This is a genomic window from Spirulina sp. LEGE 11439 (genome assembly GCF_059821285.1).
Window position 1 is genome coordinate 26,450 of sequence record NZ_JCAMRX010000036.1, and the last position, 27,000, is coordinate 53,449.

General features: G+C 39.5%; 23 protein-coding genes and 1 pseudogene. 15 read left to right on the top strand and 9 right to left on the bottom strand.

The features are described 5' to 3' along the window. Positions 1–66 precede the first annotated feature (66 nt). Positions 67–825 carry a flavodoxin family protein gene (locus tag AC6RV6_RS20625; RefSeq protein ID WP_500242759.1) on the top strand — a complete coding sequence of 253 codons (759 nt, stop codon included), beginning with the start codon at positions 67–69 and terminating at the stop codon, positions 823–825. Between the two features lie 51 nt (positions 826–876). On the opposite strand, the gene AC6RV6_RS20630 is transcribed toward AC6RV6_RS20625, so the two are convergent. After that, the gene (locus tag AC6RV6_RS20630; RefSeq protein ID WP_500242760.1) at positions 877–1,395 is read right to left on the bottom strand and encodes an HNH endonuclease; all 519 of its coding nucleotides are present in this window, start codon (positions 1,393–1,395) and stop codon (positions 877–879) included. Then, positions 1,379–2,364: pseudogene (locus AC6RV6_RS20635) on the bottom strand (IS30 family transposase). Before AC6RV6_RS20635 ends, AC6RV6_RS20630 begins: the two are co-directional and overlap by 17 nt. A gap of 69 nt (positions 2,365–2,433) precedes the next feature. Between AC6RV6_RS20635 and AC6RV6_RS20640 the strand changes: the two are divergent. From AC6RV6_RS20640 to AC6RV6_RS20650, 3 genes are all read left to right on the top strand, one after another. After that, the gene (locus AC6RV6_RS20640; RefSeq protein ID WP_500242761.1) at positions 2,434–2,619 is read left to right on the top strand and encodes an NACHT C-terminal helical domain 2-containing protein; all 186 of its coding nucleotides are present in this window, start codon (positions 2,434–2,436) and stop codon (positions 2,617–2,619) included. 139 nt (positions 2,620–2,758) lie between these two features. Further along, positions 2,759–3,235 carry an RpiB/LacA/LacB family sugar-phosphate isomerase gene (locus tag AC6RV6_RS20645; RefSeq protein WP_500242762.1) on the top strand — a complete coding sequence of 159 codons (477 nt, stop codon included), beginning with the start codon at positions 2,759–2,761 and terminating at the stop codon, positions 3,233–3,235. Between the two features lie 309 nt (positions 3,236–3,544). Then, a complete protein-coding gene (locus AC6RV6_RS20650) occupies positions 3,545–5,197 on the top strand; it encodes a DUF8728 domain-containing protein (protein ID WP_500242763.1) in 1,653 nt (550 codons plus the stop codon). A gap of 103 nt (positions 5,198–5,300) precedes the next feature. Here AC6RV6_RS20650 and mutL read toward each other — a convergent pair whose 3' ends face one another. Then, positions 5,301–6,986 (bottom strand): DNA mismatch repair endonuclease MutL, encoded by a 1,686-nt coding sequence (gene mutL / locus AC6RV6_RS20655; protein WP_500242764.1) that lies wholly within the window; start codon positions 6,984–6,986, stop codon positions 5,301–5,303. 310 nt (positions 6,987–7,296) lie between these two features. On the opposite strand from mutL, the gene AC6RV6_RS20660 reads away from it, so the two are divergent. From AC6RV6_RS20660 to AC6RV6_RS20675, 4 genes are all read left to right on the top strand, one after another. Beyond that, a complete protein-coding gene (locus AC6RV6_RS20660; RefSeq protein ID WP_500242765.1) occupies positions 7,297–8,883 on the top strand; it encodes a sensor histidine kinase in 1,587 nt (528 codons plus the stop codon). Between the two features lie 116 nt (positions 8,884–8,999). Further along, the gene (locus AC6RV6_RS20665; protein ID WP_500242766.1) at positions 9,000–10,205 is read left to right on the top strand and encodes a hypothetical protein; all 1,206 of its coding nucleotides are present in this window, start codon (positions 9,000–9,002) and stop codon (positions 10,203–10,205) included. 48 nt (positions 10,206–10,253) lie between these two features. Beyond that, positions 10,254–10,826, top strand: a complete 573-nt coding sequence (locus AC6RV6_RS20670; RefSeq protein ID WP_500242767.1) for a TIGR04376 family protein — start codon at positions 10,254–10,256, stop codon at positions 10,824–10,826. 100 nt (positions 10,827–10,926) lie between these two features. Further along, entirely contained in the window at positions 10,927–11,424 is a 498-nt protein-coding gene (locus AC6RV6_RS20675; RefSeq protein WP_500242768.1) for an HNH endonuclease, read from the top strand. Positions 11,425–11,473: 49 nt separating this feature from the next. Here AC6RV6_RS20675 and AC6RV6_RS20680 read toward each other — a convergent pair whose 3' ends face one another. From AC6RV6_RS20680 to AC6RV6_RS20690, 3 genes are all read right to left on the bottom strand, one after another. Then, positions 11,474–13,324 (bottom strand): NACHT domain-containing protein, encoded by a 1,851-nt coding sequence (locus AC6RV6_RS20680; protein ID WP_500242769.1) that lies wholly within the window; start codon positions 13,322–13,324, stop codon positions 11,474–11,476. 109 nt (positions 13,325–13,433) lie between these two features. Then, positions 13,434–15,269, bottom strand: a complete 1,836-nt coding sequence (locus tag AC6RV6_RS20685) for an NACHT domain-containing protein (protein WP_500242770.1) — start codon at positions 15,267–15,269, stop codon at positions 13,434–13,436. A 109-nt stretch (positions 15,270–15,378) separates the two neighbouring features. Further along, entirely contained in the window at positions 15,379–17,202 is a 1,824-nt protein-coding gene (locus tag AC6RV6_RS20690; RefSeq protein WP_500242771.1) for an NACHT domain-containing protein, read from the bottom strand. Between the two features lie 68 nt (positions 17,203–17,270). On the opposite strand from AC6RV6_RS20690, the gene AC6RV6_RS20695 reads away from it, so the two are divergent. Beyond that, a complete protein-coding gene (locus AC6RV6_RS20695) occupies positions 17,271–18,260 on the top strand; it encodes a hypothetical protein (protein ID WP_500242772.1) in 990 nt (329 codons plus the stop codon). Positions 18,261–18,301: 41 nt separating this feature from the next. Here AC6RV6_RS20695 and AC6RV6_RS20700 read toward each other — a convergent pair whose 3' ends face one another. The 3 genes from AC6RV6_RS20700 to AC6RV6_RS20710 form a co-directional block, all read right to left on the bottom strand. After that, positions 18,302–20,077 (bottom strand): adenylate/guanylate cyclase domain-containing protein, encoded by a 1,776-nt coding sequence (locus tag AC6RV6_RS20700; protein WP_500242773.1) that lies wholly within the window; start codon positions 20,075–20,077, stop codon positions 18,302–18,304. 126 nt (positions 20,078–20,203) lie between these two features. Continuing rightward, the gene (locus AC6RV6_RS20705) at positions 20,204–21,943 is read right to left on the bottom strand and encodes an adenylate/guanylate cyclase domain-containing protein (RefSeq protein WP_500242774.1); all 1,740 of its coding nucleotides are present in this window, start codon (positions 21,941–21,943) and stop codon (positions 20,204–20,206) included. A gap of 24 nt (positions 21,944–21,967) precedes the next feature. Beyond that, positions 21,968–22,768: a Tab2 family RNA-binding protein gene (locus AC6RV6_RS20710; protein WP_500242775.1), complete on the bottom strand. Its 801-nt coding sequence runs from the start codon at positions 22,766–22,768 to the stop codon at positions 21,968–21,970. Positions 22,769–22,840: 72 nt separating this feature from the next. Between AC6RV6_RS20710 and rpmI the strand changes: the two genes are divergently transcribed. The 6 genes from rpmI (at position 22,841) to AC6RV6_RS20740 (ending at position 26,905) form a co-directional block, all read left to right on the top strand. Then, complete coding sequence (gene rpmI / locus AC6RV6_RS20715) at positions 22,841–23,041, top strand: 50S ribosomal protein L35 (RefSeq protein WP_500242776.1); 201 nt, start codon at positions 22,841–22,843, stop codon at positions 23,039–23,041. Positions 23,042–23,142: 101 nt separating this feature from the next. After that, positions 23,143–23,490 carry a 50S ribosomal protein L20 gene (rplT, locus tag AC6RV6_RS20720; RefSeq protein WP_500242777.1) on the top strand — a complete coding sequence of 116 codons (348 nt, stop codon included), beginning with the start codon at positions 23,143–23,145 and terminating at the stop codon, positions 23,488–23,490. Positions 23,491–23,631: 141 nt separating this feature from the next. Continuing rightward, complete coding sequence (locus tag AC6RV6_RS20725) at positions 23,632–24,231, top strand: TerD family protein (RefSeq protein WP_500242778.1); 600 nt, start codon at positions 23,632–23,634, stop codon at positions 24,229–24,231. A gap of 104 nt (positions 24,232–24,335) precedes the next feature. Next, complete coding sequence (locus AC6RV6_RS20730) at positions 24,336–24,914, top strand: TerD family protein (RefSeq protein WP_500242779.1); 579 nt, start codon at positions 24,336–24,338, stop codon at positions 24,912–24,914. Between the two features lie 97 nt (positions 24,915–25,011). Continuing rightward, positions 25,012–25,785: a VWA domain-containing protein gene (locus tag AC6RV6_RS20735; RefSeq protein WP_500242780.1), complete on the top strand. Its 774-nt coding sequence runs from the start codon at positions 25,012–25,014 to the stop codon at positions 25,783–25,785. A 37-nt stretch (positions 25,786–25,822) separates the two neighbouring features. After that, positions 25,823–26,905, top strand: coding sequence for an endonuclease/exonuclease/phosphatase family protein (locus AC6RV6_RS20740; RefSeq protein WP_500242781.1), 1,083 nt, complete (start codon positions 25,823–25,825; stop codon positions 26,903–26,905). Positions 26,906–27,000 lie beyond the last annotated feature (95 nt).

A 27,000-nucleotide genomic window follows, 5' to 3' on the forward strand; every position in this document is an offset into this window, starting at 1 on the left:
GTAAAAACAGAGCGAATGAGAAAAAATTAAAATTCATTTCTCTCGCAAAAATAGGTTTTTAATCTCATGACAGAACAGTTAACTCGAATTACCAAGGATCAATACCAAAATGCACCGAAAAAATATGACGATCTCAAAGTGTTGTTTTTGAATTGCACTCTCAATCGAACGCCTATTTTATCTCATACAAGAGGTGTGATTGATATTGCTAAAGGTATCTTTGAAACTAATGGCGTACAAACTAAAGTCATTCGACCTGTTGATTATGATATTCCTGCGGGTTTGGGTTTAGATATGTCTCAAACCGATGAATGGGATAAAGATGACTGGCCGCAAATTCAAAAAGAAATTGATGCAACCGATATTTTGGTTTTATGTACTTCAGTTTGGCTGGGCGAAAAAAGTTCAGTTTGCAACCGAGTGCTAGAAAGAATGTACGGTTATACTCACCTTTTTAATGATAAAGGGCAATATCGAGATTATGGAAAAGTCGGAGCAACATTAGTCACTGGAAATGAAGATGGGGTAAAACATTGTGCAATGAATATTTTGTTTTCCCTCTCTCATATTGGTTATACCATTCCGCCACAGGCAGATGCAGGATGGTTGGGAGAAGTTGGCCCCGGACCGTCCTATCTAGATCCGGGATCTGGTGGTCCGGGAAATGATTTTACCAACAGAAATACAACATTTTTAGTTTGGAATTGTCTGCACTTGGCAAGAATGTTGAAAGATAATGGCGGCATTCCCGGCCACGGAAATCAACCGGATGTTTGGGATGCCGGTTGCAAAAGCGACTTTAAGAATCCAGAGCATAAAAGATAGTTGAATAAGTATTGGTGCGTTATATTTTATCAACTAACGCACCAAAATAGATTATACAAAAAAGTATTTATAATTTTCCTTTAGGTCGAGGTTAATATTGTTGTTTGCTTTAAGATTAGCAAGACTTCTTTTGGCGATTTCCCACGTTTCGCTTCGATTTTGTTGTCTGCGATCGCTGCGTCTGTCATCTCTTGGCGATAGTTTTTGCAAACCTACCAATTCTATCATTGCATGTGCTTTTTGTTTCTCTACGTCAGTTAAAGTAGGATTAGGACGAATTTGCCCACCTTTTAAATACACAAAAGCACGAAAAGTATTATCAAGATGAGGCCAATAACACTCTCCTAACGCAATATCTTTTTGGGATTTGGTAGAGTTACAGTTTGTACAAGCTAAGAGGAAATTATCCCATTCCTTATCGAGTTCTGGATCAATCGATTTAGGCTGAATATGTTCTACTGCAAGTGAAACAGTTAATTTCATTTCACAGTAAGAACAATATTGACTCAAGCGATCGATTAAATCTCCTCTTGCGTCTTGATATTGCGCCCATTCAATTTTGAAATGCAACAGACTCTGATGTGTGACTATAGAAACCTCATAAGGGGTACGATAGTCAAGAGATTTTCGAGGTCGATTATTGATTAAATTAATAGCTTTTTGCACCTCGTCTTCGGTCACTATTTTAAAGTTTGTATCTTTGGGAAAAAACTGTCTGAGCAATCCATTTGTATGCTCATTCAATCCTCGTTCCCATGAATGATATGGTCGAGCAAAGTAGCATTGGACTCCCAATTCTTCACTAATTTTTTGATGTCCACTAAATTCTTTGCCGTTGTCATAGGTTATCGTTTTTCTTTTCTTTTGCTCCAGATTACTAAACTTTTCTTGAGTTACTCGATTCACCTCTTCCATTGTTTTCCTCCTTAATAATCCTCCAATTAAAAATTTAGAGGTTTTGTCTACATATGTCACTATTGCTCCTTGATGATTGCTCCCTATTACTGTGTCTCCCTCCCAGTGTCCTATTTCTTTTTTCTCCTCCACTATTTTAGGTCTTTCTTCTATTCCTACTCGTCCCGGTATCCCTCCTCGCTTTGCTTTTACACTATTCTTTTTCCTTCTTTTTTTGCGACTCTGCCGCAGATATTTTTGATATTTATCTAGCTCTTTATGCCCTTTGTATATCATTTTATATATCGTTTCGTGACTTACACTTCCTTCCCCTTCTTTCTTTAGTCTACCTGCTATTTACTCTGGACTATGATATTTTTTTAGCCTTTCTTTTATTAGTTTTATTGTCCTTTCTCCAATTCCATTAAATTCTTCTTTTGACTCTTTTCTTCTTTTCTTCATTATTTCTTCAGCTTTTTCTGGATAATAGTTTCCTGACTCGTCTTTATTCCTTTTTAATTCTCGTGATATTGTACTTTTATGACGGTTTAAGATTTTCGCGATCGCAGAAATTGATAATTTCTCTTTCTCTCGCAGTTCATAAATTTTTTGGCGTTCTTCTATGCTAAGATGTTGGTGACTCATTGGTTTTACTTTTAATGTTGTGGTAAACATCAGAGTATACCCGATGAGTCTCCTTTAGGCTACCCGACCGTGTTGCGTTTCATTTTTGAATCGGCGGAAGAAGTTAAAGAAATCAATAATTATCATTACGCCACACGAGTTTTAATTGAATGCAAAGAAGCCGTCGCCCGAGTTTCTCCTGCTACTTGGGATAACATTGAAGAGCGTATGTTTCGCGTCCCTGCTCATCTGTTACCAGCAAATCCAACAGCATAATAACAAACACAAAGTCAAACCCAACTCAACCGATCGCAAATAATCCCGATCGCAAGGCTACCCCTATTTCAGGGATAGGCAATAGTAACGCTGCTGTGATGCGGTAAAGTGTTGTTATGTAAACCTGAGAGGAAAGATCATGAAGATAGCGATCGGTGCGGATTCATATGGATTACCATTAAAAGAATCAATTAAAGAATATTTGCTGAGTAATGATTATGAAATACAAGATTATGGGGTTAACGATTCTTCTGACCTCACACCTTATTATCAAACTGCTGATGAAGTTGCTAAAGCTGTAAGCAATAAAGAGTTTGAGCGAGGAATTTTAGTGTGTGGAACGGGAATGGGAATGTCTATAATTGCCAATAAGCACTTAGGCGTTTATGCGGCTGTGTGTGAAAGTACCTTTGCCGCCGAAAAATCGCGTTCAATTAATAATGCAAATATCTTAACCCTCGGTTCTCTGGTGACAACGAATGCCATCGCAAAGGATATTGTCGAGACTTGGTTAAAAACAGAATTTACTCAAGGCTGGGAAACCGGTATTCAAGAATGGTTGAAAAACTCAATGGATGATATTTCTTCTATCGAAAATAAACAGTTCCACTTTTAGGTTAGGTGAAGTCGCACAAATACTTATTCGATTGTTTTCGCAATGCTACAATTGGTAAAATCCATACTTACAGGCTTTTAGGCGTGTCTATATTTAGTAAAAAACTGGGTGAATCTCAACTTTGTAAATCTATCATTCAGCCAGCAAGAACAAAATCACTAATCATCGAACAAGCAGGATGCTTGTTCGATGATTATAGAAAATTATCCACAGGCAAGATGCCCATTCCTCAGTAAAATAGAAAAGAGATTTTGCTTAGTATTGAGTATTTTATTGAGTATTTTTGTAAAACTAAGATGCACCCCACAAATGAAACAATTTGCTCCTCGAATTTCATCAAAATCCCAAAAATATCTAGCTTTATTCTTGATTTTTACTTTTTTACTATTCGGATTTAAAAATGCTTTTATTCAAGATGATGCTTTTATTTCCTTTAGATATGCACATAATCTTATCTTTAGTGGCGAACTAAATTGGAACTCAGGAGAATTGGACAAAGTTGAGGGATATACAAATTTTCTCTGGACGATTGCGATCTCCTTGTTTATCAAATTAGGATTAGATCCCGTCCCCACATCAATAGTTTTAGGATTAATCTCAGCATCGGGAACATTGTTTTTTACTTATCGCTTATCTTTACTGATCTTCAAAGATAAATTTTGGACTTTTCTCCCGCTAATTTTGTTGGGAACAAACTATACATTCAGTAGCTATATGACTGGAGGCTTAGAGACACAACTCCAAACTTTTTTGAATGTTTTCATGGTCTACTTATCATCTTCTCTAATTAGGGCAAAATCTTTTGATTCGTTTCGTCTCGTTATCATTTCATTTTTATTTGCATTGGATATGATGACGAGATTAGACTCTGTAATAATTATTGTTCCTATTTTTTGTATTCTGAATTCAAATATATTTAAACAACAACACAAATCTACTACTAGGAAAATAATTGCTTTGGGCTACTTAGCTATACCATCTCTGATCGTCGTCAGTTCTTGGTTGTTATGGAAAATTAGCTACTATGGTAGTATCCTTCCCAATACATACTATGTCAAAGCTTCTCATTCATCACTATCACTATCCATATCATTTTTGATAGAAGGACTTTTTTATGTTTACTCTTTTTTTCTGTCCTATTTTTTGATTCCTTTTATATTTTTAAGTATTTTTTATGTGAATAAGTTATTTGAACATTATATAATTAGAATGTTTATTGTCTTAATCTCTATTTGGTTACTATATGTTTCTAAAGTTGGTGGGGACTTTATGGAATTTAGATTTATTGTTCCTATCTTACCTTTTTTGTTTATATTAATATCTTATTTAATTTTGTTACTTAAAAACATCAAGTTTCAAGCTGCACTGATCGCAATGGTATTAGTAGGTTCTCTACACCATACCTACGTGTTTTTTGGCACAAAAGGCTATACAAGTATCGAATCAATTAGTAAATTACAAGGGTATTTAGTTAATGAAGATGAAAACTGGATTAAGGTTGGATTAGTTCTAAATAATATGTTTGCAGGCACCGAAGAACCTGTAAAAATTGCGACAACAGCAGCCGGAGCAATCCCTTACTATTCAAAGCTTCCGAGTGTTGATATGTTAGGATTAAATGATAAATGGATTGCAAAGAATGGTATCTTTATTGACGTACATCCCGGACATAGCAAGTGTGCACCAATCGAATATTTACTCAAACGTAATGTCAACCTCGTTCTCGGTCATCCACAAGTTGAGTCAGTTTCAAACTCCCGAATACAGGAATATTCTCGTAATAGTTTGCAAAAATTTATGTGTTACCGAGATTTTGACACTACTATAATTCCCAAGAATGCTAAAGTGTTGGAGATCCCAATAAACTCTGAATACAAGCTCAAAGTTTTATACCTAAAACAAAATAATGATATTGATAAGATTCTTAAACAAGAGAAATTAAAAACTTATCCTATTCTCTAGAGATCGTCTCGAAAATGTAAAGCTATACAAGAAAATAGTTTTAGCATTCTAATGCTATGCCCTTTACTCCTCAGTGTTGCGTTTCCTTGGTGAATTGGTGAATCTAAATCCCGTGACTTTTCCCAATGACCCAATGACGGCGAAAAAAGCGCGATAAGGAGGTTTCTTCGAGGGATAAATAAATCGGTCTCCCATGAGGACAAGTACGAGGATTGCGCGTATTTTGCCATTGATTTAGCAAGGTTTGCATTTCCGGTACGCTTAAGATTTTACCGTTACGAATGGCACTGCGACAAGCCGTCGCAACCTGCGCTTCTCGGATATCTCCTCCCCAACTGAGTTCCAGAATTGCCTCAATGCGATCGCTTCTTTTTGCTAACATTTCTGGAATTGTCCGAATTGCCCACATTTCTTCCCCAAAGGATTCAATTTCTAAACCAATACACTGCAATTGTTCGACTTGAGAAAGGGTTAATTGCGAGAGAATCATCGGCGGTTCAATGGGGATAAGTTCCCAAGCGTCTTGTAATTGTTCATATAAAACTCGTTCGTGAGCAATATGCTGTTCGACTAACCACAATCCTCCCGAATGTTCGGCGACAATATACATTTTACTGACTTGTGCCACGGCTCGCAATTCCAGTAAACCGATTTCATTTCTAGGATGGGTTTGCGGTGCGATTTGGCGATTGAGATTATAGCTGGCTTTTTCTTCAGAAATCTGCAATAATTTGCCAATTCTACGATTATTAGCAGTCGTACCGAGATCCGTGGGACTGATTCGCAAACTTTCTGCGATCGCATTACCAATTTGTTCTCGCCAAAAGTCCAGATCGTGAAGATAAATTTCTGTTTTAGCGGGATGACGATTCCAGTCAATTTGCCCCGGATCGATTTGTAAATGCAGAAAACAGAGGGGATAGCGATCGCGAGGTAAAGTTTTCGCAAAACTAGAAATAATCGTTTGTTCGAGTTGAGGAGAACGGATAAAACGACCATTCACTGCCACTTTTACCCAATCCAAACGCCGCCGATGACAGCGATCGGGCAATCCGATCGCGACTTCGATTTTAGCTGAGGAAAATGCAGAATTTTCCGGGTTAATTTCTTTGCTTAAATAGTGCAGATCGCTAACATGAACTCGCTTGAGAAATTGCGGGATAATGTCCTTAACTGTCTTCCCCGGAAAAATCCGCAACCAGAGTTGCTCCTCTTGCCAAATTTGCCAAGCAATTTGCGGATGACAGAGCGCCAAATTTTGAATGATTTCTTGAACTTCTTTCAGTTGTTGAGATTTTGAAGGTAAACCCTGACGGCGCACGGGAATATTACCAAATAAATGACTTACGGTAACAATTGTACCCGGTGCGATCGCGGTTATTTCTTCCTCAATCGGTTTGCCATCGCGATCGTATTTCATGCGCCATCCCGCTTCTTCTAAAGGCGATCGACTGCATATTTCCAACTCCGATAACTGCGCTAAACTATGTAAGGCTTCCCCGCGAAATCCCAAACTTGTAATTTTCCACAAGTCTTCTGAAGTATGAATCTTGCTGGTACTGTGGGGCTTTGCACAAAATTTTAAATTTGTCAAGTCCATCCCCTGCCCATTATCCACAACTCGCACTCGCCACAAATCGGGAAACAGGGAAAGGGTTAAGCGAGTCCCCCCAGCATCGATCGCATTTTCTACCAACTCCCGCACCACCGAAGCGAGAGAATCAATGACTTCTCCTGCTGCGATGATATTGATGACTTCTGGGGGGAGAGACTGGATCGCTGGCTTCATAATTATTCATATTAGCAGTTTATCTTCATTATTACGCGGCAAAACTTAACAAGTTCTTGACAATTTTTTGTTAGCTTAAAAACTGTAAATTTTCAGGATCTTTTCAGAACTTGCTGCTACGATAAACGAACATAGATCGGTGTGTTATCTCAATGCCAATAAAAAATTGAAACTCAAAATTGAGAGTTTTACTGTTTTTATCCGGAAAAATTAATCTTGAGGAGAAAAATAGAAGAACAAGGATTCTTAGTCCTTTCTCACGTTGTTGGCACTTCAATTACTTGCTTGATTAACACTATAAATAGTAATAATGCAAATAAATTTTCCTGCTCGTTTATCTTTCTCTCGCTCTAAGGTCACGAGATTTCAACTCGTTCGTTATTTTTCTGTTGCGAGTTTGACGGCTTTTTCTATTGTAATTTTAGTCTTAGGGGAATTTTATCGCCAACAATCAATTAAGGTTTTAATTGAAAAAGGAGAAGAAAATAATGTAATTTTAGCTAAGAGTTTTTCCAACACGATTTGGTCGGAGTTTTCGGACTTTTTTGCCACAGCTTCTCGTTTAAGCGATCGAGAACTGAAAGCGCATCCAGAAATCGAGCGGTTGCGGCAAAAAATCCTGACGCAAATGGAAGGATTGCCTGTTGTCAAAGTCAAAGTTTTCTCGTTAACCGGACGAACCATTTTTTCTACAGAATCCGAACAAATTGGCGATGATAAAAGTAATTACTCGGGATTTGTTGTCGCGCGATCGGGCTTGGTAGAAAGTAAACTCGGTCATCGAGAAACATTTTCTGCTTTGACCGAACGCATTCAAGATCGGCAATTACTCTCAAGTTATGTTCCCATTCAAAGAGGAAAAAATAGCGCGGAAATTGAAGGCGTTCTCGAATTATACAGCGATGTTACGCCACTTTACGAAAAAATAGGACAACTTCAGCGATCGGTCACATTGGTTTGTACGCTGATTTTAAGTATTTTGTATATTGCCTTATTTTTGATTGTCAAACGTGCCGATCGCATCATTCAAACCCAGCACCAAGATTTACAAACCTCAGAACGACAATATAAAGAACAAGCAGAGGAACTCAAACAAGCACAATCTCAATTAGTGCAAAATGAAAAGATGTCCAGCTTGGGGAAAATGGTTGCAGGATTTGCCCATGAAATTAATAATCCCGTGAGTTTTATTCACGGGAATATAACTTACGTCAGCGAATATGTTGAGGATTTATTAATCATTGCCAATCTCTATCAAGACAAAAAATCCAAAATCCCGAGTAATATCCAAGAGAAAATCAAGGAAATCGATCTAGATTTTTTGGCTGAGGATCTGCCTAAATGCTTAAAATCCATGAAAGTCGGTACCGAGAGAATTAGAGAGCTTATTTTATCCCTGCGTATTTTTTCTCGCCTTGATGAAGCCGGTATTAAAGAAATCGATTTGCATCAAGGTCTTGATAGTACGCTGTTGATTCTGAGCGGTCAGATGAACAATAAGATTACTGTTGTCAAGCAATATCAAGATCTGCCCCAAGTCGCTTGTTATCCCGTACAAATCAATCAAGTTTTTATGAATATTTTGAGTAATGCGATCGAGGCATTACTAACGCAAACCGAAAATAGAAACAAGCGAATTGAAATTATGACACAAAGAATCGAAAGCGATCGCGTGCAAATCCGCATTCGCGATAATGGTCCCGGTATTCCTCCAGAAATCCACGATAAAATTTTCGATCCCTTTTTCACGACTAAGCCGATCGGGAAAGGGACAGGACTGGGGCTGGCAATTTGTTACGAAATCGTGCAAAAACATCGCGGCGAATTGTCTTTAATTTCCCATAAGAGAGAAGGGACGGAATTCACGATCGCACTCCCCCTCAAACAAAATCTCTAAAATTGCCGCTAATCCTATGGGGTTCATTCGCCACGACTGAAAAAATGCTATATCATCATCTCATTGAGGAAAATTTTCCTCAGCTTTGGAACGAAGAATGATTTGAGGGAGCAACCATGTCCGAGGAGAATAGCCAGACCCAAAGCACGAGTCAATCGTCCTTATTCCCAAACTCTACTGCGATCGAGCCACGATCGCTAGAAAAAAATGCCGATGCTCTCATGGACGATTTGTTCTCAGAAATTGATATTCTGCTGGAAGGAAGCGGTCAATTGCCCGCCCAAGCCGCTAAAGCTGAATATGTAACGTTGCAATCCGTTGTCGTTCCTTCCATTACTCTCCCCACCCCCGACCAAGAGAATAGAGAAGCTAGGCAAAAATCTCTCGATAAGAAGGAAAAACGGCGATCGCGTTTCTCCTTGAAAAAAAATAAAGCCAAGTCGAGACAATCTTCCCCAGAAAAAACGCAATTTTCTTTCCCAATCGGGCAACATGCCGATAAAATTCTCTTTGGTGTTGCCTGTTTTTCCTTGCTCGGAGTCGGTATTTGGTTCTTTTATCGAGGGCGACTCAATCTCAATCCTCCGGTCGCAGAACCCACCTTACCTGCCCCCCAAAATGAATCTAAAACCCCGATCGCTCCCTCTAAAGACACGCCCTTTATCGAGTATATGCTGCGATCGCTGAAAGTCATTGCCCGCAATCCAGAGAATCCTCAAATTCAACAAACTGCCACTTTACCGACACCGAGTGGCGATCGCCCTTCAGCGACTCCCACAAATTCCACTTCTTCCCCACAAGTCATCGAACGAGTTTATATTCCCGTTTATCCCCCCAACCCCAATTCAACCACTCCCAATAATCTCTCAGAAGCAGTTGTTCCACCCCCTCCCCCAGTTGAGGAACAGCAACCCAGTACTAGCGCTTCTCCTACTCCTTCTCCTACTCCTTCTCCTTCTCCTAGCGAGACACAAGAAAATAATACAGTTGATACTAGCGAAGCCACTCCTTCCGAACCCCCAAGCGAACGTTTAGGAGCATATCGTCCGGATGAGTTGCCTAGTTTGGACGAGGAAAATATTGAGATCGAATCTTTTGAACCCCCTCCGGCTGCCGAGGACTATAATATTAAACTCGCAGGCGTTCTCGAAGCGGGAGGCAGTTCAGGCGCTCTGTTTCGCATTGACGACTCAACCCAACGCATAGCGATCGGAGAAATTATCGGTGCAAGCGGCTGGACATTACTCAGAATTGAAGGTGAAACAGCCGTTATTCAGCGCAATGGAGAAATTCGCTCTATCTACGTTGGCCAAACTTTTTAAACAGGTGATAACTGTTCACTGAATAACTGATAACTGATAACTGAAAAGATGGGTTTATTTGATGATATTGGTAAATTTTTAGAAGAACGCTTGGATGAGTTTTTGCGGGATAATCCGCATTTGGAATTGCAGGCGATCGAAGATCAATTAAGAGAACAAGAAGAGGATACTCGCCGTTTAATTCTGAATTTGCAACGGCAAGAACAGCAAATTCAAGATGAAATTTTAGCGATCGCGAAAAATATCGAACTTTGGCACAAGCGAGTGAGTAAAGCAGAAAGTGCAAATGAACCCGACTTAGCTCGGGCTGCAAAAGAACGAGAAGCGACTCTCCTGCGTCAGGGGAATCAAAAATGGGGGCAAATGGAGGGAGTCAAACAAAACCTCGTCAAAGCTAAAGAATTATTGCAACAAACTCAGCAAAAACGGAAAGAAGTTCAAGCTAAAGCAGCCGAAGAAGCGCGATCGCAAGCTGAAGCCCCGCGATCGAGTTCGACTTCGGGTTGGGAAAAAGCCGCCAAATATAGTAACAACACGGGATACGATCCCCTCGACGATCGCTTCCGTCAATGGGAAATGGATGAGGAAATCGAGCAGATGAAGCGGGATTTGAGAAAATAGAACGCTGAGCTTAACATAATACGATCGCAACCGCAAACACTTTTTTGCGGGCTTGTGTTACCATCTGTGATATATTTGCACAAAAATTTTTTGAGGAAAAATGGGCAAGGTTCTGGTGCTAAACGCCTCCTACGAACCGCTCAATATCACCAGTTGGCGACGAGCGGTTGTCTTATTGCTCAAGGGCAAAGCCGAGCAACTCGAATACCAAAAAGCGGAATTGCGGACTAGATTTCCCATTCCCACGGTTATTCGTCTTCGTTATTACGTCCGAGTTCCTTACAAGGAAATTCCTTTAACCCGGAGAAATATCTTAGAACGAGATAACCACACTTGTCAATACTGTTCCTATAAAGGGGATGGATTAACCCTCGATCATGTTAATCCTCGCTCTCGCGGAGGGAGAGACAGTTGGGATAACTTAGTTGCCGCTTGCGTGCGCTGTAATGTCAGAAAAGGCAGTCGCACCCCTGATGAAGCTCATATGCCCCTTCTCTCTAAACCTCGTCGTCCTTATAGCAGTCTTCATTTTGAAATTGCTCGCTATATTCGCAGCGGTCGCCATCAGGAATGGCAGAAGTATACCATCGGGATTTAATGAATTAAAAATTAATCATTATCAAGGAGATGGCGATCGCGGCGATCGTTTAATTTCCGTACTTTTTGGCAAAGTGTTGTCGGAGAAGATCGTGAGAGAAATGATAGTGACTCCCGACTCGCTGCAAGAAAAGGCGATCGACGGAATAATTCAGAAAGCGTGCATAGTTCCAAGGTATTTTGTTGGTTTTCGTGAGAATAATACGGAGAGATAAATGCCAGAGGACAGTAGATCCCCCAAGGATATTGGCAAAATTAAAAGACATCAATAAAATATATCCTGTGAACCCATTCATAAATTTTTCGGCACCGATCGAGGAGAGACTGCCAAAAATAAAGCCAATCAAAAGAATGATAATCGTCCGAACAAGAGATTGCTTAATCCCTTGATTAGGAACTACTTTATTAACAATTTCAACATTCCCAAATCCTGACATTAGCCCAAAAACAAATCCACAAATTAACCCAACAATCGAGCCGATCGCTAGTCCGATAATCAGTCCAGAAAATACGACATAGATTAGCTTGGCAATTAACTCAACAATTGAATGAGCGATCGCACCGTTATCCAAACCTGTTACTAAAAAAACCAGCACTCCAAAAAGCATTCCCAGAATTAATCCAGCAATCAATCCGATCCGGAGTCCTCTGGCAGATCCTTGCAGCATGGCAGAAACGGAAAATGCTGAGTTTTCAAGAAACTGACGATTGTTGCGATCGGATTTAGCAGTTTCTGGATTAATTAATACACAACATAGTCCAAAAAATAATACAGAACTTGGTACAAAAGCTAACCCATAAACGACTCCACTCATTAAACCAAGAATTCCCCCAGCAGGTAGTCCATACAAGAGTCCAAGAATCAATCCTTCAATCAGTCTTTGCCAACGATTTTCTAACCAATGCGGCTCTAGTTTTTCAAGATAAAATTCTGTCATCTTGTTTTCAATCAATCGCTTTGCCAGCCATCCCAACCAATGCTTAGTTTCCTCGTCACTATACTGCCATTTTTCGGGATGCGATCGCATCAACATTTCCTCGATATAAGCCTCAAATAAATAATCCAATCGCTCTTCTGAGGATTTTAACGCTTGCCACTGTTCTAAAGAAAAGCGATCGCCAGTCAATAGGAGAATATTTAAGAGTAAAGGAGTTTTGACTAAATCTTGTAAATAGCGATCGTTACAAATATTATCCCAGAGAGATAAATTACCTGTTTTTTGGATATAGTCGCAGATGAACTCTTTATTTAATGGTTGTAATGCGATCGCGCGACTTAATCCGATACGAATTTGTAAGCGATCGCTCATAGAACTGCAAATAATTACACCATGTTGCCATTGTTCTCTCAAGAATAAGTTAATCGCCTTCAAACAAGATTCTTTTCTTTCAGGAGAAACCTCGTCCAAATCATCTAGAAAAGGGAGAATTGCTACACTATTAACCAAATTTTTGCTAATATCTTCACGAACGCCATATTTTTCTTGTAATTGAGCAATAATCCAGTTGTGAATACTTTGCTTTTCATCGTTCCATGTAGAGAGAGAAAGCAAAACAGGAATGGGGGGATATTCAGTCAAATTCCGCTCTAACAATACTTTTGTCAAATTCAGAAGCAATGTTGTTTTGCCTGCACCCGAAGCACCCAAAATGAGAAATCGCCTACCCAGCCGGTCGAAAATGGTAGCAATATTGATGCTTTTATCTAAAGTGCCGATCCCTCCAAAGCTCACTTGGAGATCGAGCGTCGAACAAGGAGTCACCATGTCAAGGGGTTTTTGATTATCTGGATCGAGAAAAACTCGATTATATAGAACATAATGCAAGCGACGCTCAACCTCGCGTTGGACGATTTTGGCGAGGGTTTTCTTAGCTTGAGAAAAAGTAGGAGGAGATTGCACGATCGCAAGAAAACAGATTAGTAAATTGGGTTGAATATAACGAAACCCAACAAAAATATTGACGAAATGAAGCGTGTCAAATCGAGAAAACTTACACTCCTCTCTCTATTTAACCATATTTTCTAGCAAAGTGTTGTTTCAGGCTATTATTCAGGAAACGATAGCCACTACCGACTCGTTGCAAGAAAAGGCGATCGGTAGAGTAATTGAGGAAACGAGAATAGTTCCAAGGTGTTTTACGAGTGTATGTGAGAACGAGGCGAAGTGCTAAATGTTGAAAAATATTAAATCCACCGAACATGCCAATAAACATGAGCGATATCATTAAGGCAACTCCTATAAGTTTATCCATAATTTGTGGAACACCGATTGAGAAGAAAAGACCAAAAAACAAACCAACAAAGAGAATAAAAATACTTTTTTTCATAGACTGCTTAATTCCTTGATTGGGAAGTATTGTATTGGCGATCTCAGCATTACCTAATCCCGATACTAGCCCTATAATCGATCCGATAAAAGCTCCAAAAATCAATCCAACAATCAGAATGGTGATTAGTGCGAGTACATTAGAGATAATATCATTACTCGATGATTCAAATAATAATAAAAAAAATCCAATAATCAATACAATAATCATGCCAATAAAGGAGCCTTTGAAAATCCCCATTAAACATCCTTTACGGATTTCAGAAAAGGAAAAAGGTGAGTTTTTTATGGATTCAATACTAGATAAAAAAATTGAACGAGCAACAGGTTTGGCATTTTTAGAATTAATATTTTTAGGATTTGTTAATATGCCACCTAAACCACCAATCAACACAAAAATCAATCCGAAACCCCATCCATAAATTGCTTTTTGCATCAAGCCAACACTCGTCCCATAAAATAATCCACACATCAATCCATAAAGTATCCCTTCTAGAAGCCATTGCTTGCGATTGTCTAACCAAGACACTTGCATTTTTTCAAGATAAAATTCTATTGTATTTTCCTGAATCAATTGCTTTGCTAATATTCCTAAATAATGTTTAGTTTCATCCTCGTTATATTGCCATTTCTTTTCATTTTGCGATCGCGCCAACATTTTCTCAATATAAGTTTCAAATAAGTAATTCAATTGCTCTTCTGAAGACGGCAATTCTCGCCACTGTTCTAAGGAAAATTTTTCGCCAGTCAGTAGGATAATATTGAACAATAAAGGAGTTTTAACTAAATTTCGTAAATGCTCGTCATTGTAGATCTGTTCCCAGAGAGAAAGATCGCCTGTTCTTTGGATATAATCACGAATGAACTTATCATCTAATGGTTGTAATGCGATCGCGCCATTTAATTCCAAGCGATCGCTTTCCTCGCAAGCACTGCAAATAACAGCACTACTTTGCCATTGTTCTTTCAAGAATAAGTTAATTGCTTGAATACAAGATTCTTGTTGTTCTGGATCGACTTCATCTAAATCATCTAAAAAAGGAAGAATTGCTTCTGTTTTGGCCCAATGTTTACCAATATCCCCTCGAACTCTATACTTCTCTTGTAATTGCGAAAAAATCCAATCACGAACACCTTGTTTTTCATCGTTCCATGCAGATAAAGAGAGTATAATCGGGACAGGTGTATTTTCAATCAGACTCCGCTCTAGCAAAACTTTAGCCAAATTTAGAAGCAGTGTTGTTTTCCCCGCACCCGAAGCACCTAAAATGAGAAATCGTCCACTCATTCGGTCAAAAATAGAAGCAATATTTGTGCTTTTGTCTAATGTTTTTGCGTTCTCAAAATAAACTTCAATATCTAGCGCTCGAAAAGAATTAACTGACTGAGATGTTTCTTGAATATCTGACTCGAGAAATACTCGATTGTGTAAGGTATAATGCAAGCGATTCTCAACCTCGCGTTGGACGATTTTGGCGAGGGTTTTCTTAGCTTGAGGAAAAGTAGGAGGAGATTGCACGATCGCAAGAAAACAGATTAGTAAATTGGGTTAAATATAACGAAACCTAACAAAAATATTGATAAAATGAAGCGTGTCAAATCGAGAAAACTTACATTCCTCTCTCTATTTAACCATATTTTCTAGCAAAGTGCTGTCGAAGCAGATCGTGCAGGAAACGATAACTCCCTCCTACTCGTTGCAAGAAAAGGCGATCGACGGAATAATTGAGGAAGCGAGCATAATCCCAAGGTATCTTATTACTCTGTGTTAGAGCAAAACGAAGTGCTAAATGTTGAATAGCAGCAAGCCCACCAACCATAGTTATACCACTAAAGATCATTAATAATATTGGCATCATCAAAAACTTTACTAATATAAGAGATTTAATTGATATTGACAGAAAAGATATCAGGAGTATGCTAATCAAAAAACAACCAATGATAAAAACTATAATACTATTTAAAACTGAACGTTTTATTCCTTGATTGGGGATTGTTTTGTTTTCAATTTCAGTATTAAAAAATCCTGAAATAATTCCAAAAAGAAAACCACAAATCAAACCCAGAGTTAAGCTAAGAATGAGACTGGAAATCAATACGATATCTAAGTTATCATGCTGCCAGTCAATTGCCCACAAAGAGCCTATCATAATGCTAGTTGACCCACAAAGTAATCCAATACCAAAGGATTTCAAGAATTTTTTACGCAGTACCTGAAAAGAAAAACTGATGTTTTCAATAGGTTCTATTTTTCCGAAACGAAATCGCATACAAAATAGCCCAGAAAATAGTCCATTCAGCAGCCCATAACCTAAAATTACAAGCAGTCCATTAATTAAATTGTGTACCATTGCAATCGCTACTCCAAAACTGCTTCCATAAATCGATCCGTAAATTAATCCATTAATAAACTTTTGTTGACGAGTTTCTAACCAAGAAGGCTGCATTTTTTCAATATAAAACTCAGTAATATTTTCTTCGATCAATTGTCTTGCTAAATATCCCAACCAATGTTTAGTTTTTTTTTCGTTATACTGCCATTGTTTATGAGACGATCGCGTTAACATTTCCTCGATGTAAGCCTCAAATAAACAATCCAATCGCTCTTCAGAAGAATCTAACTCTTGCCATTTTGCTAAGGAAAATTTCTCGCAAGCTAAGACAATTATATTTAATAATAAAGGAGTTTTCATCAAGTCTCGTAAATTGGCATCATTACAAATATTATCCCAGAGAGAAGGCTCATTTGTCCGTTGGATATAATCATAGATTAATGCCTCATTTAACGGTTGTAAAACGATCGCACTATTTAATCTTAAACGAATTTGTAAACGATCGTGTTCTTCGATACGACTGCAAACAATGACGCGATTTGGCCATTCCTGTAAAAATGTATTAATTGCTTTAACGCAACATTCTTGTCTTTTGGGTTTAACCTCATCCAAACCATCTAAAAAAGGAAAAATTGTTCCTGTATTGACCCAATATTTGCCAATATCTTTACGAAGACCATATTTCTCTTTTAATTGAGTAATAATCCAGTCACGAATACTTTGTTTGTCTTCTTTCCATGCAGAAAGAGACAAGAGAATAGGGATGGGGGTATTTTCAATCAAACTTCGCGCGACTAAAACTTTGGCTAAATTCAGTAATGTTGTTGTTTTCCCTGCTCCAGGAGCGCCCAAAATGAGCAATCTACCACCCATTTCTGCGCGATCGCAAAGATCGACAATATTAATATTATTTTCGAGTCGTGTGGTGTTGTCCTCAGTGCCAATTTTGACCTCGATCGCCTCAAGAGGATTGACGCGATCGCAATCTTCTTGGAGTTCCAGTGTGAGAAAAATTCGATTATGTAGGGAATAGTGTAAACGGCGTTCAATTTCGCATTGAACGGCTTTAGCAAGAGTATGTTTAGCTTTGGAGAAATCAGGAGAAACTTTTCTGCTCACAAGAACAATGAGAAATTCTAGCAACTATTATAAATAAAATAACAATAATCGCGATCGCCAACTCAGGATTGAGAGAGCCTCTAACACTCAGCGATCGCCCTCTCATCGGGAACATTTGCAGCGCGATCGCATTCATTATTAAATTGAATGCCCAACCCAAATTCCACCTTCCCTCAACCATGCGACCCAAATCTCTCTCCCCTCTTCTCCTTTCCAGTTTGCTGTTACTATCGCCACTAATGACCTTCACTGGGCGATCGCAAACTACCTCCGATCGCTTTCTCCTCGCCCAATCTTTAACCTGCGAGACCTACAGCCCTGAAGCCGCCCGCCAAGAACTCATTTTAATCAGTGCCATTGAACAAGCCGAAAGAGAGCGATCGCAAAACGGTTTTGGCTTGTCTAATATGAAAGATATGATTGGCTTATTCTCTCGCTTAGTTCCCGAAGGCGGTCGCGACATTGAAAAAATCACTGGAATTCTCGAACAAGTTATCGGCTTTACTGGCGTAGATATTCCTGAAGGAAATTCCGATAACAGCATGACAGAATTAATCGAAACTGTCGGCGATCGCGTTTTTTCAATTATGCGCCGCACTTCAGGAGATCTCGAGCCGACGGAAGTGATGGGAATGCTGATGGAAGTCGCTTCAGAAGTGCAAACTCTCCGCGCCCGTCAACCTCAATCTTCCGGGCAAGAAATTGCCAGTTTAAACCGCGAATTAGAAAGTTTGAGAAGACAATGCAGAGAAGGTGTTAATTCAACCTCTCCTCTTCCTTCTTCCCCTTCTTCTCGCCCTCCTTCACCTTCTCGCCCCCCTGTTGCTGTAACGCCCAATAATCCTTTTATGAATGCGTGTGAAGGACAAGGCGGCACGATTTCTACTTACTATGAAGGAGAACGCGCTTCTGAGGAAGATACCGAATTACAATACAGCAAAATGGTTGAGTGCATCCCCGGACAAACATCCCTCAATGAGGAAGTTTTGCGCTCGACTTGTAGCGAATCTCAAGGAACTTGGATCGAATCGCGATCGATTCCTTTATGCCGTTTTTAAGCAAAAGAATAAGCGAGTAATAATCGCTTATTCTTTTATTTTTACTCCGATTTACTATTATTTCCTTTCAACCAATAGGTTATCATTTCTCCTTTCCCTTTAATTTGAATGATTCCTCGTTTTTCCAAATTGTATTTATCTTTTAAACGGACGTAAGTGGCTTCTGTCACTTGAATAGCAGAAGGTTCTCCTGACGACTCCATGCGAGAGGCTATATTGACAGCATCTCCCCATAAATCGTAAATAAATTTCTTTTTACCAATCACCCCAGCAACAACAACTCCAGTATTAATGCCGATCCGAATTTGTAAAGATTGCTCGTATGTTTGTTGAAATTCTTGGACAGCATTTTGCATGGCTAATGCCATATCTGCCATCGCTTCCGCATGATCCGATCTCGGAGTGGGCAAGCCCGAAGCGATCATGTACGCATCGCCAATAGTTTTGATTTTCTCTAAGCCAAATTCATCGACTAATCTATCAAACTGAGAAAAGATTTCATTGAGTAATTTAACTAACTCAATAGGAGATAATCGAGAAGATAAATCCGTAAAACCGACAATATCGGCGAATAAAATTGTTACCTCGTCAAAATTTTGCGCGATCGCATCTTGATTACTTTTGAGAGTTTGAGCAATGGGTTCGGGTAAAATATTCAGTAACAAACGTTCTGATTTTTCTTGTTCTTCTTCTAATCGCTGTTGTTTTTGTTCTAGTTCTTGTTCGCTGGTTTCTAAAGATGACAGCATCCAATTAATTATATTGGCAAGATGGTTTAATTCATCGCTCCCTTTGATGAAAATGCGTCGAGAGAGATCGTGGGTAATACCAATTTGTCGGACGGTTTGACTGACATGACTCAAACGCAATAAAATCATTCTTTCTAATAGAATAACCATTCCAACACTAAAAACAATGCCAACGACTAATAGAGAAAAAATTAGGAAATATAAGCTCTTTTGACCCTGTTGATAAATATGGCGAGGCGTGGTAATTTCTAACAGAAAGGCTGGGCGATTGTTAATATCTCGAAAGATTGTATATCCGGAAATTTCTTTAGTATCGAGGGTTTGCGTTAAAATTGGGGATTCATCGGGATGTCGCAGCGATCGCGTTTCCAAGCGATCGTGAATATTTTGCAAGTTTTCTGAAAGTTGGCGATCGTCTAAACGATGAATTTGTAACGCAAGCTGAGTTTGTTGGGAAATTTCTTGAATTTTTTTCTGATTGATATACCGCCCAAACGCTAAACTACCGCGAATAGGTCCCTTCTCTCCACTGGTTAAAATTGGCTTTGCGGCAACCATTAAAATCTTATCTTCTAATAAGATAATTCCTTGCAAACTACTATCAAAATTTTCTTGATTCAAGCGAGGGCGATTGGGAGATAACTGCTGCTGCAAAATGGATGGGATAGTTATTTCGCGTTCGTAAAGCATCTCAGAATGAGAATTACTTTCTTCATCTAATTCTCTAAAAACAATCTTTTCTCCTTGTAGATTTAAAATAGAAAGAAAATTTAAATTTAAATTTTCGATTGTTGTAGAAGGTAAATTCTTGTTGAGAAAATCCCGATCGCGAGTTTTAACAAAATCATACATATCATCCCAATATGCCCAATCTTCTGTTAAAATACTTAAAAGAAAAAGCTCGTGTTGAATAACAGCGATTGCCCGTTTTACATTTCGCCGCGTATTCTGTTTTTCAAGTTGAGAAAAGCTGGTTAAAAATACAAGAGATAAGCTACCAGAAAGAACAATGATTAAACTTAACAAAAGACTGCTAATAATAATTAAAGTTTTTTGACGAAGGGGCATGGGTCTTTATTTTATTTTTATTATAGCATTTTTTGTATCAAAGACCAGAATAGATACATTGTCTCTATTATATTATTGGATTGTTTTGTCTTTTTCTCGATCTCATTTTAGACACAATTATTGAGCCTAAATTGATATTTCGATAGTTTCCTTTTTGCCCATCAACCAATAGGTTGTCATAATCCCCTTTCCTTTCACCCAAATTTGCCCTCGTCTCTCAAAATGATAGCGCTCTTTTAAAAGTTCGTAAGTGGTCGTACTAACTTGAATGGCAGCCGGTTTTCCTAAAGATTCCATGCGCGATGCAATATTCACAGCATCTTCCCAAAGATCGTAAATAAATTTCTTTTTTCCAATGACCCCCGCAACAGCAACTCCCGTATTCATGCCAATTCGCATTTGAAAAGTTTCACCATTATTTCGATGAAATTTTTGCATTGATTTGTGCATGGCTAATGCCATTTCTGCCATCGCTTCGGCATGATCTTCTCGAGGAATAGGCAACCCCGCAGCAACCATATACGCATCACCAATAGTTTTGATTTTTTCTAAGCCAAAGTCATCGACTAATTTATCAAATTGGGAAAAAATTTCGTTGAGCAATTCAACGAGTTCAATGGGAGATAATCGTCCGGATAACTCTGTAAAACCGACGAGATCGGCAAATAAAATAGTAACACTCTCAAAATGTTGAGGAAGCGCCCTGCGCTCGGATTTAAGAGTGCGTGCAATTGGTTCAGGAAAAATATTTAAGAGCAATGCTTCTGCTTTTTCGCGCTCTCGTTTGACTTCTTCTTCGCTACTTTCTAAAGATTCCAGCATCCAATTAATAGTTTGAGCAAGACCGGTTAATTCATCATTACCAAATAAGCGGATGCGCTGAGATAAATCATGAGCGACACCAATTTTTTTGACTTCCGTACTGAGATGGCTCAATCGCAAAAGAACCATCCTTTCAATAAAAATTAAAGTTCCAATACTAAAAGTAATGCCAACTCCCCATAATGATAAAATCAAATAACGTAAGCTGTTTTGACCTTGTTGATAAATCTCTCGAGGTATGGTCACTTGTAGAATTAAAGCTGGGTTATCGTAAATATCGCGAAAAACTGTATATCCGGCAATTTCTTCTTCATTGAGAGGTTGAGTCACGATCGCGACGGCTTTCGGCTCAATGACGGACTTTTCATCAAGTTGAGCGTAAATATTGCGTATATCTGGGGAAAGATTGCGATCGTCCAAGCGATAAAAGTTTAAAGTCAGTCGCGTGCGTTTTTCAATTTCTTCAATTTTAGCTGGACTGAGATAGCGTCCGATGGCATGGGTTCCGCGCACGGGACCTTCTTCGTTGGAAGTTAAAATTGGTTGAGAGGCTACTAAAGCAATGACGTGGGGTAAGAGGAGAATCCCTTGAGAATTGCTCTCAATAGTCTCGTGTTGAAGTAGGGGAAGATCGACAGATAAATGTTTTTTAAGGCTGGATGTGAGCGGGATTTCTTGCAAGTTTTCCAAATCGAATTCTGTTTCATACATTGCTTGTCCTTGGGTGTTGAGAATGGCAACAAAATTTAATTCTAAATTCTCGATCCCGGCACTGATTAAATTAGCCTCGATAAATTCTTGATTGCCATCTTCGACAAACTCATACATATCATCCCAATACGCCCAGTCTTTTGATAAAATCCCTAAGAGGTTAATTTCTTCTTTGAGAACTTCCATCGCTCTTTGTACGTTTGCGATCGCGCTCTTTTTCTCGACCCGCGCAAAACTGCCCGAAAGAATACTGGACAAGCTAACGGAAAGAACTGCAATTAAGCCCGTTAACAGCCCGCCGATCGCGAGTAAGGTTTTGTGTCGAAGTTGCATGGGGAATTAGGAGATGAATATTTATCACTCTTCGTTCATTAATAACCAATATCCCGTAAAATTACTGCTAACATTATCGGGTTGGATGAGGAGAAAGTGCAAACCCTGACTGTGTTGTTGTCTTTTTTGATATTCCCGGGCGGCTAAAGAGACTTCCGGATCGTCAAACGTTTGGAAAACCCAGCGATCGCAAAGTCCCGCTTCCAAGACAATTCCCCCCGATCGCTCAGCCTCTACGGAAATATAATCGAGGCAATAAGGACGTATTTCTTGCACCCATCGAGCCAGTTGCATTGATTGTCTCCCACCTTCAATAATAATGCCGGGGATGAGCAAAGAGGAAGATAATCCCAATCTATCGGGAGCGCAATCTTCAGGGATATCAAGAATGGGAATCGGGCGATCGCAAAACTCTCTCACGACTTCTCCGGCTGGCAAACTGGCAAAACGCCATTTTTCCCCCCAAAGGCGATCGGGCAGAGGTTGTGGGGGAGGCTTTTCTATTTCGGTGGATTCTCCTCGCTGTCTCAGAAGTTGTTTGAGGGCGGGGGTACGTCGTGTCGTTTCGAGAGGAATTCCCAATTGTTTGCTGGCAATCTCGAATAAGTTTGCACATTGTGGGCGAAAAACTTGAATGCGATCGGGATAATTTTTATTTATATTATGTATTTGAGTGAGCAACCAATCAGTATCAACCTGTTTTTGAGAACAGATTGCCTCAGAGATGAGATTGCCTTGGCGATCGCATAGCACTAACTCCCAAACCGCTTGTCGTGCCGTACTTAAGCGGGAAGATAGATAAAGATCGGCTTGCCAGATCGTCATAAATTTATAAATTGGGAATCGGAAATCGAAAGTATGATAAAATAATAAATTGTGTCGAATTCAGACAAATCTATGCCTAAACTAAAAACTCGTAAAGCTGCCGCCAAACGTTTCAGACCGACGGGAAGCGGTAAAATTCGTCGCCGCAAAGCTTATAAAAACCATATGCTCGAGCATAAATCTGCCGAACGCAAGCGTCGCCGCCTCTCTAATTTATCATTGGTTGATGGGAGCGACGAAAAAAATGTGCATTTGATGATGCCTTATATGTAATCAGTGGTTATAAAATTTGCCGCAATGCGATCGCGCTGGCAAACTTTGCTTCCTGTTCCTTTGCAATTTTTCCACCTTATAAAAATAGGTAAATCAGAACCATGACTAGAGTAAAACGAGGCAATGTCGCCCGCAAGCGCCGTAAAAAAATTCTCAAATTGGCGAAAGGGTTTAGAGGCTCTCATTCCAAACTATTTCGCACTGCCAATCAACAGGTAATGAAAGCCCTGCGATCGGCTTATCGCGATCGCCGCCGTCGCAAGCGGGATTTTCGCCGCTTATGGATCGTCCGGATTAATGCCGCCGCCAGACAGCATGGCATTAGTTACAGTCAACTCACGGGTAAGTTAAAAAAAGCAGACATCCAAATCAATCGGAAAATGTTGGCTCAACTTGCTGTTGCCGATCCCGATGCCTTTGCTAAAGTGGTTGAATTAGCCACCCAATAAACTTTAATGAGAACATTTAGACTATCCCACGTCAAATAAATATTTGACGTGGGATATCTTCTGTTTTTACCTTGGTTTTCTCTAGAATATAAAAGTGGGCAATGCCCGCAACTCTTGAACCCTGTCTGTCAAAATCGAACTATGACCATTAATCTCAAAAAAGGACAGCGAATTTCTCTTGTTAAAGAGTCTCCCGGTTTAACCCGAGTGCTTTGCGGTTTAGGGTGGGATGTAGCCCCGAGTTCCGGCGGTTTTCTCGGGCTGTTTGGCAGCACCTACGATTACGATCTCGATGCGTCGATAATTTGTTTAAATTCGCAACAACAACTCCGTGACAAAAGTGATGTGATTTACTTTGGCAATCTGCGTCATAATTCCGGTGCGATCGCTCATCTCGGCGATAATTTAACAGGAGAAGGGATGGGAGATGACGAACAAATTATCGTTGAACTTCCGCAAATTCCTGCTGAAATTGAAAAATTAGTCTTTGTCGTCAATATTTATAAATGCCATCAGCGCAAACAAGATTTCGGACAAGTGAAAAATGCTTTTGTTCGTTTGATCGATATGGCCGATAATCGAGAAATTGCCCGTTACAATCTGTCTGGTGCTACCTATAGCGGCATGACGGGAATGATTTTAGCCGAAGTCTACCGCGATAACAATGGCTGGGACATGCAAGCCATCGGTGAAGGAGTTAATGTTAATGGACTCGAAGAAATTTTGCAATCCTATCGCTAAACAATTGTAAAAAATCCGGAATCTGAATGGCAGCTTTGTAGGGATCGAGTATAAAATTGAGTCATCGTCAAATGCGATCGAAATTGCAATCCTAGGGAGTTAACATGACCATTAATTTAAGTAAAGGCGAACGCATCGATCTCTCCAAAGAAGCCCCCGGATTAACCAATGCTTGGGTCGGTTTGGGATGGGATATTAACGCCACAGATACAGGCACGACTTTTGATTTAGATACCTCTGTATTTATGCTAGGAGGAAATGGCAAAATCCCCGCCGATAAATACTTTGTTTATTACAATAATTTAACCTCTCCTGATGGCGGCATAGAACATTTAGGCGATAACCGTACTGGGGCTGGAGAAGGTGATGACGAAACCATTGAAGTTAATCTAGACAAAATCGATCCCAGTATTGAAGAATTGATTTTTGTCGTCACCATTCACGAAGCACAAACGAGACGACAAAATTTTGGTCAAATCAGAAATGGTTTTATTCGCATTGCTGATGCAAAAACGGAGAAAGAAATTACGCGCTACGAACTTGATGAGGACTTTTCCACAGAAGCCGCCCTCGAGTTCGGTCGCTTGTATCGTAAGGATGGAACTTGGCGTTTTCAAGCCGTAGGTCAAGGTTACAATGCTGGCTTATCTGCATTTGTTGAAAAATATTATCAAGCCCCTTAATAATAGTCGGGTGGGCAATGCCCACCTCAATGAGACAAAATTATTAGGATTCTCGCGATCGCATTGTCACAAAAATAAATTCAGGAGAATTGTAATCATGGGCATTTCTTTAGAAAAGATTGAAAAAGAAGCACCGCAATTAATCGATCTAGCTAAAAAAGCAGACATTTCCCTGAAAAAAGCGAATTTAACTCAACATCGCGCTAAAGTTGCTTTGTGCTTGGATATTTCCGGTTCGATGTCTTCTCTTTATTTTTCCGGAAAAATACAACAATTCGCCGAACGTATTCTCGCCCTCGGCTGTCAATTTGATGACGATGGCGCAATTAATATTTTTCTCTTCGGTCTCAAATCTCACGAAGCAGGAGATATGAATTTAAGAAACTGCCAAAATTTTATTGGCACTCTTCAGCAACGCTATCCTTTGGAAGGGGGGACTTATTACGGAAAGGCGATGCAAACAATCCGTAATTTTTATTTTCCGGGGACGAAAAATGAACCGAAAACCGGAATGTTTGGCAGCTTATTTGGTGGAGGAAAAACAACTCAAAAAGAACCAATTGCAGCCTCTCAACCCGTCTATGTGATGTTTGTGACCGATGGTGCTTCGATGGATCGCCAAGTCACAGAAGAACAACTGACTCGGGCTTCCTATGAACCTATCTTTTGGCAGTTTATGGCGATTGGTTCGGGGAATTTTGAATTTTTAGAAGGTTTGGACAATTTGAGAAATCGCTACATCGATAATGCCGACTTTTTCAGCGTTCCCGATCCTCTCGCGTTTAGCGATGATAAACTTTACGATAAGTTAATGACTGAGTATCCTAACTGGTTAAAAATGGCAAAATCAAAAGGATTATTAATGGGATAAATTTTTCACTGATTGAATAATTATTGAGCAATAAGGATTGAGTGAAATTATTCGCAGAAAAAAGGAGGGAAGCATTAAAACTGCAAACTTGATCGGAATTTTACAAATTCTGGGAATTACCTTGAGTATTCCTATTGTTGCTCTTGTTCTCTTTTATTTGTGGGCTTCTTCGGGAGGCTATCCTCAAGAAAAGTATGCAGAAATCATTGCGGATGAACTTGAAAGCAATGAACTTGAAAGCAATGAGCTTGAAAGCGATCGCAAACCCAATGAAACATTAACGGTTGTGAGTTACAATATTGGTTATTTATCGGGATTAACCAATAATACCACAGAACCTCGAAAGCCAGCGTTTTTTGAGAATAATTTACAAACAGCAATTGGGGCGTTAAAACCTCTCAAACCAGACTTAATCGGACTGCAAGAAATCGATTTAGCTTCTCAGCGTTCTTTTCAGGTCAATCAAGTTGACGTATTAGCAAAAGGGTTAGGGATTGCAAATCGCGCGATCGCAGTGAATTGGGATAAAAATTACGTTCCCTTTCCTTATTTGCCCTTCTCTGCTCATTTTGGGCGTATCCTTTCCGGACAGGCGATTCTCAGTCGCTATCCCATTCAAGAACACGATCGCATTGTTTTAGAAAAAGTAGCCGAGAATCCTTTTTATTACAACGCCTTTTATATCGATCGCCTCGCTCAAGTTACACGAGTTAAAATTCAAGAAGAAACTGTAATTATCATTAACGTTCACCTCGAAGCCTTTAATCAAAATACTCGTCGCAAACAAACACAATTTATCCAGCAATTACTCACAAAATATAACAAACAATATCCTATTTTACTCATTGGAGATTTTAACAGTCCTCCTCCTACTGCCGAACATCCCGATCCGACCATTTCCCTCCTCCTCGATCTGCCGGAAATGGCTTCTGCTGTCCCTCGAGATCGCCTCCTCTCTGACGAAGCCAAAACCTTTCCTTCAGATGCAGCGATCGCCAAAATTGACTATATTTTTTATAGTCGCGATCGCTTAGAACTCCTCGAATGGCGAGTCATTACCGAAGCTAAACAAGCCTCGGATCACCTCCCCATTATGGCAAAATTTCGCCTTATCAAATAAAATATCCTTACTTTAGCGAACAATACGAGTAACCAATTTCTAAAGTTTTGCAAAGCAATTGTAAAAAACTATTGAAAATTTGGCTCAAATGCTCA

Excerpts from the sequence above, each read along its gene's own strand:
- AC6RV6_RS20625 (WP_500242759.1), top strand. The coding sequence starts at position 67 with ATGACAGAACAGTTAACTCGAATTACCAAGGATCAATACCAAAATGCA.
- AC6RV6_RS20660 (WP_500242765.1), top strand. The coding sequence starts at position 7,297 with ATGCAAATAAATTTTCCTGCTCGTTTATCTTTCTCTCGCTCTAAGGTC.
- rpmI (WP_500242776.1), top strand. The coding sequence starts at position 22,841 with ATGCCTAAACTAAAAACTCGTAAAGCTGCCGCCAAACGTTTCAGACCG.
- AC6RV6_RS20665 (WP_500242766.1), top strand. The coding sequence starts at position 9,000 with ATGTCCGAGGAGAATAGCCAGACCCAAAGCACGAGTCAATCGTCCTTA.
- AC6RV6_RS20735 (WP_500242780.1), top strand. The coding sequence starts at position 25,012 with ATGGGCATTTCTTTAGAAAAGATTGAAAAAGAAGCACCGCAATTAATC.
- AC6RV6_RS20645 (WP_500242762.1), top strand. The coding sequence starts at position 2,759 with ATGAAGATAGCGATCGGTGCGGATTCATATGGATTACCATTAAAAGAA.
- AC6RV6_RS20725 (WP_500242778.1), top strand. The coding sequence starts at position 23,632 with ATGACCATTAATCTCAAAAAAGGACAGCGAATTTCTCTTGTTAAAGAG.
- AC6RV6_RS20710 (WP_500242775.1), bottom strand. The coding sequence starts at position 22,768 with ATGACGATCTGGCAAGCCGATCTTTATCTATCTTCCCGCTTAAGTACG.
- AC6RV6_RS20675 (WP_500242768.1), top strand. The coding sequence starts at position 10,927 with ATGGGCAAGGTTCTGGTGCTAAACGCCTCCTACGAACCGCTCAATATC.
- AC6RV6_RS20670 (WP_500242767.1), top strand. The coding sequence starts at position 10,254 with ATGGGTTTATTTGATGATATTGGTAAATTTTTAGAAGAACGCTTGGAT.
- rplT (WP_500242777.1), top strand. The coding sequence starts at position 23,143 with ATGACTAGAGTAAAACGAGGCAATGTCGCCCGCAAGCGCCGTAAAAAA.
- mutL (WP_500242764.1), bottom strand. The coding sequence starts at position 6,986 with ATGAAGCCAGCGATCCAGTCTCTCCCCCCAGAAGTCATCAATATCATC.
- AC6RV6_RS20705 (WP_500242774.1), bottom strand. The coding sequence starts at position 21,943 with ATGCAACTTCGACACAAAACCTTACTCGCGATCGGCGGGCTGTTAACG.
- AC6RV6_RS20650 (WP_500242763.1), top strand. The coding sequence starts at position 3,545 with ATGAAACAATTTGCTCCTCGAATTTCATCAAAATCCCAAAAATATCTA.
- AC6RV6_RS20730 (WP_500242779.1), top strand. The coding sequence starts at position 24,336 with ATGACCATTAATTTAAGTAAAGGCGAACGCATCGATCTCTCCAAAGAA.
- AC6RV6_RS20700 (WP_500242773.1), bottom strand. The coding sequence starts at position 20,077 with ATGCCCCTTCGTCAAAAAACTTTAATTATTATTAGCAGTCTTTTGTTA.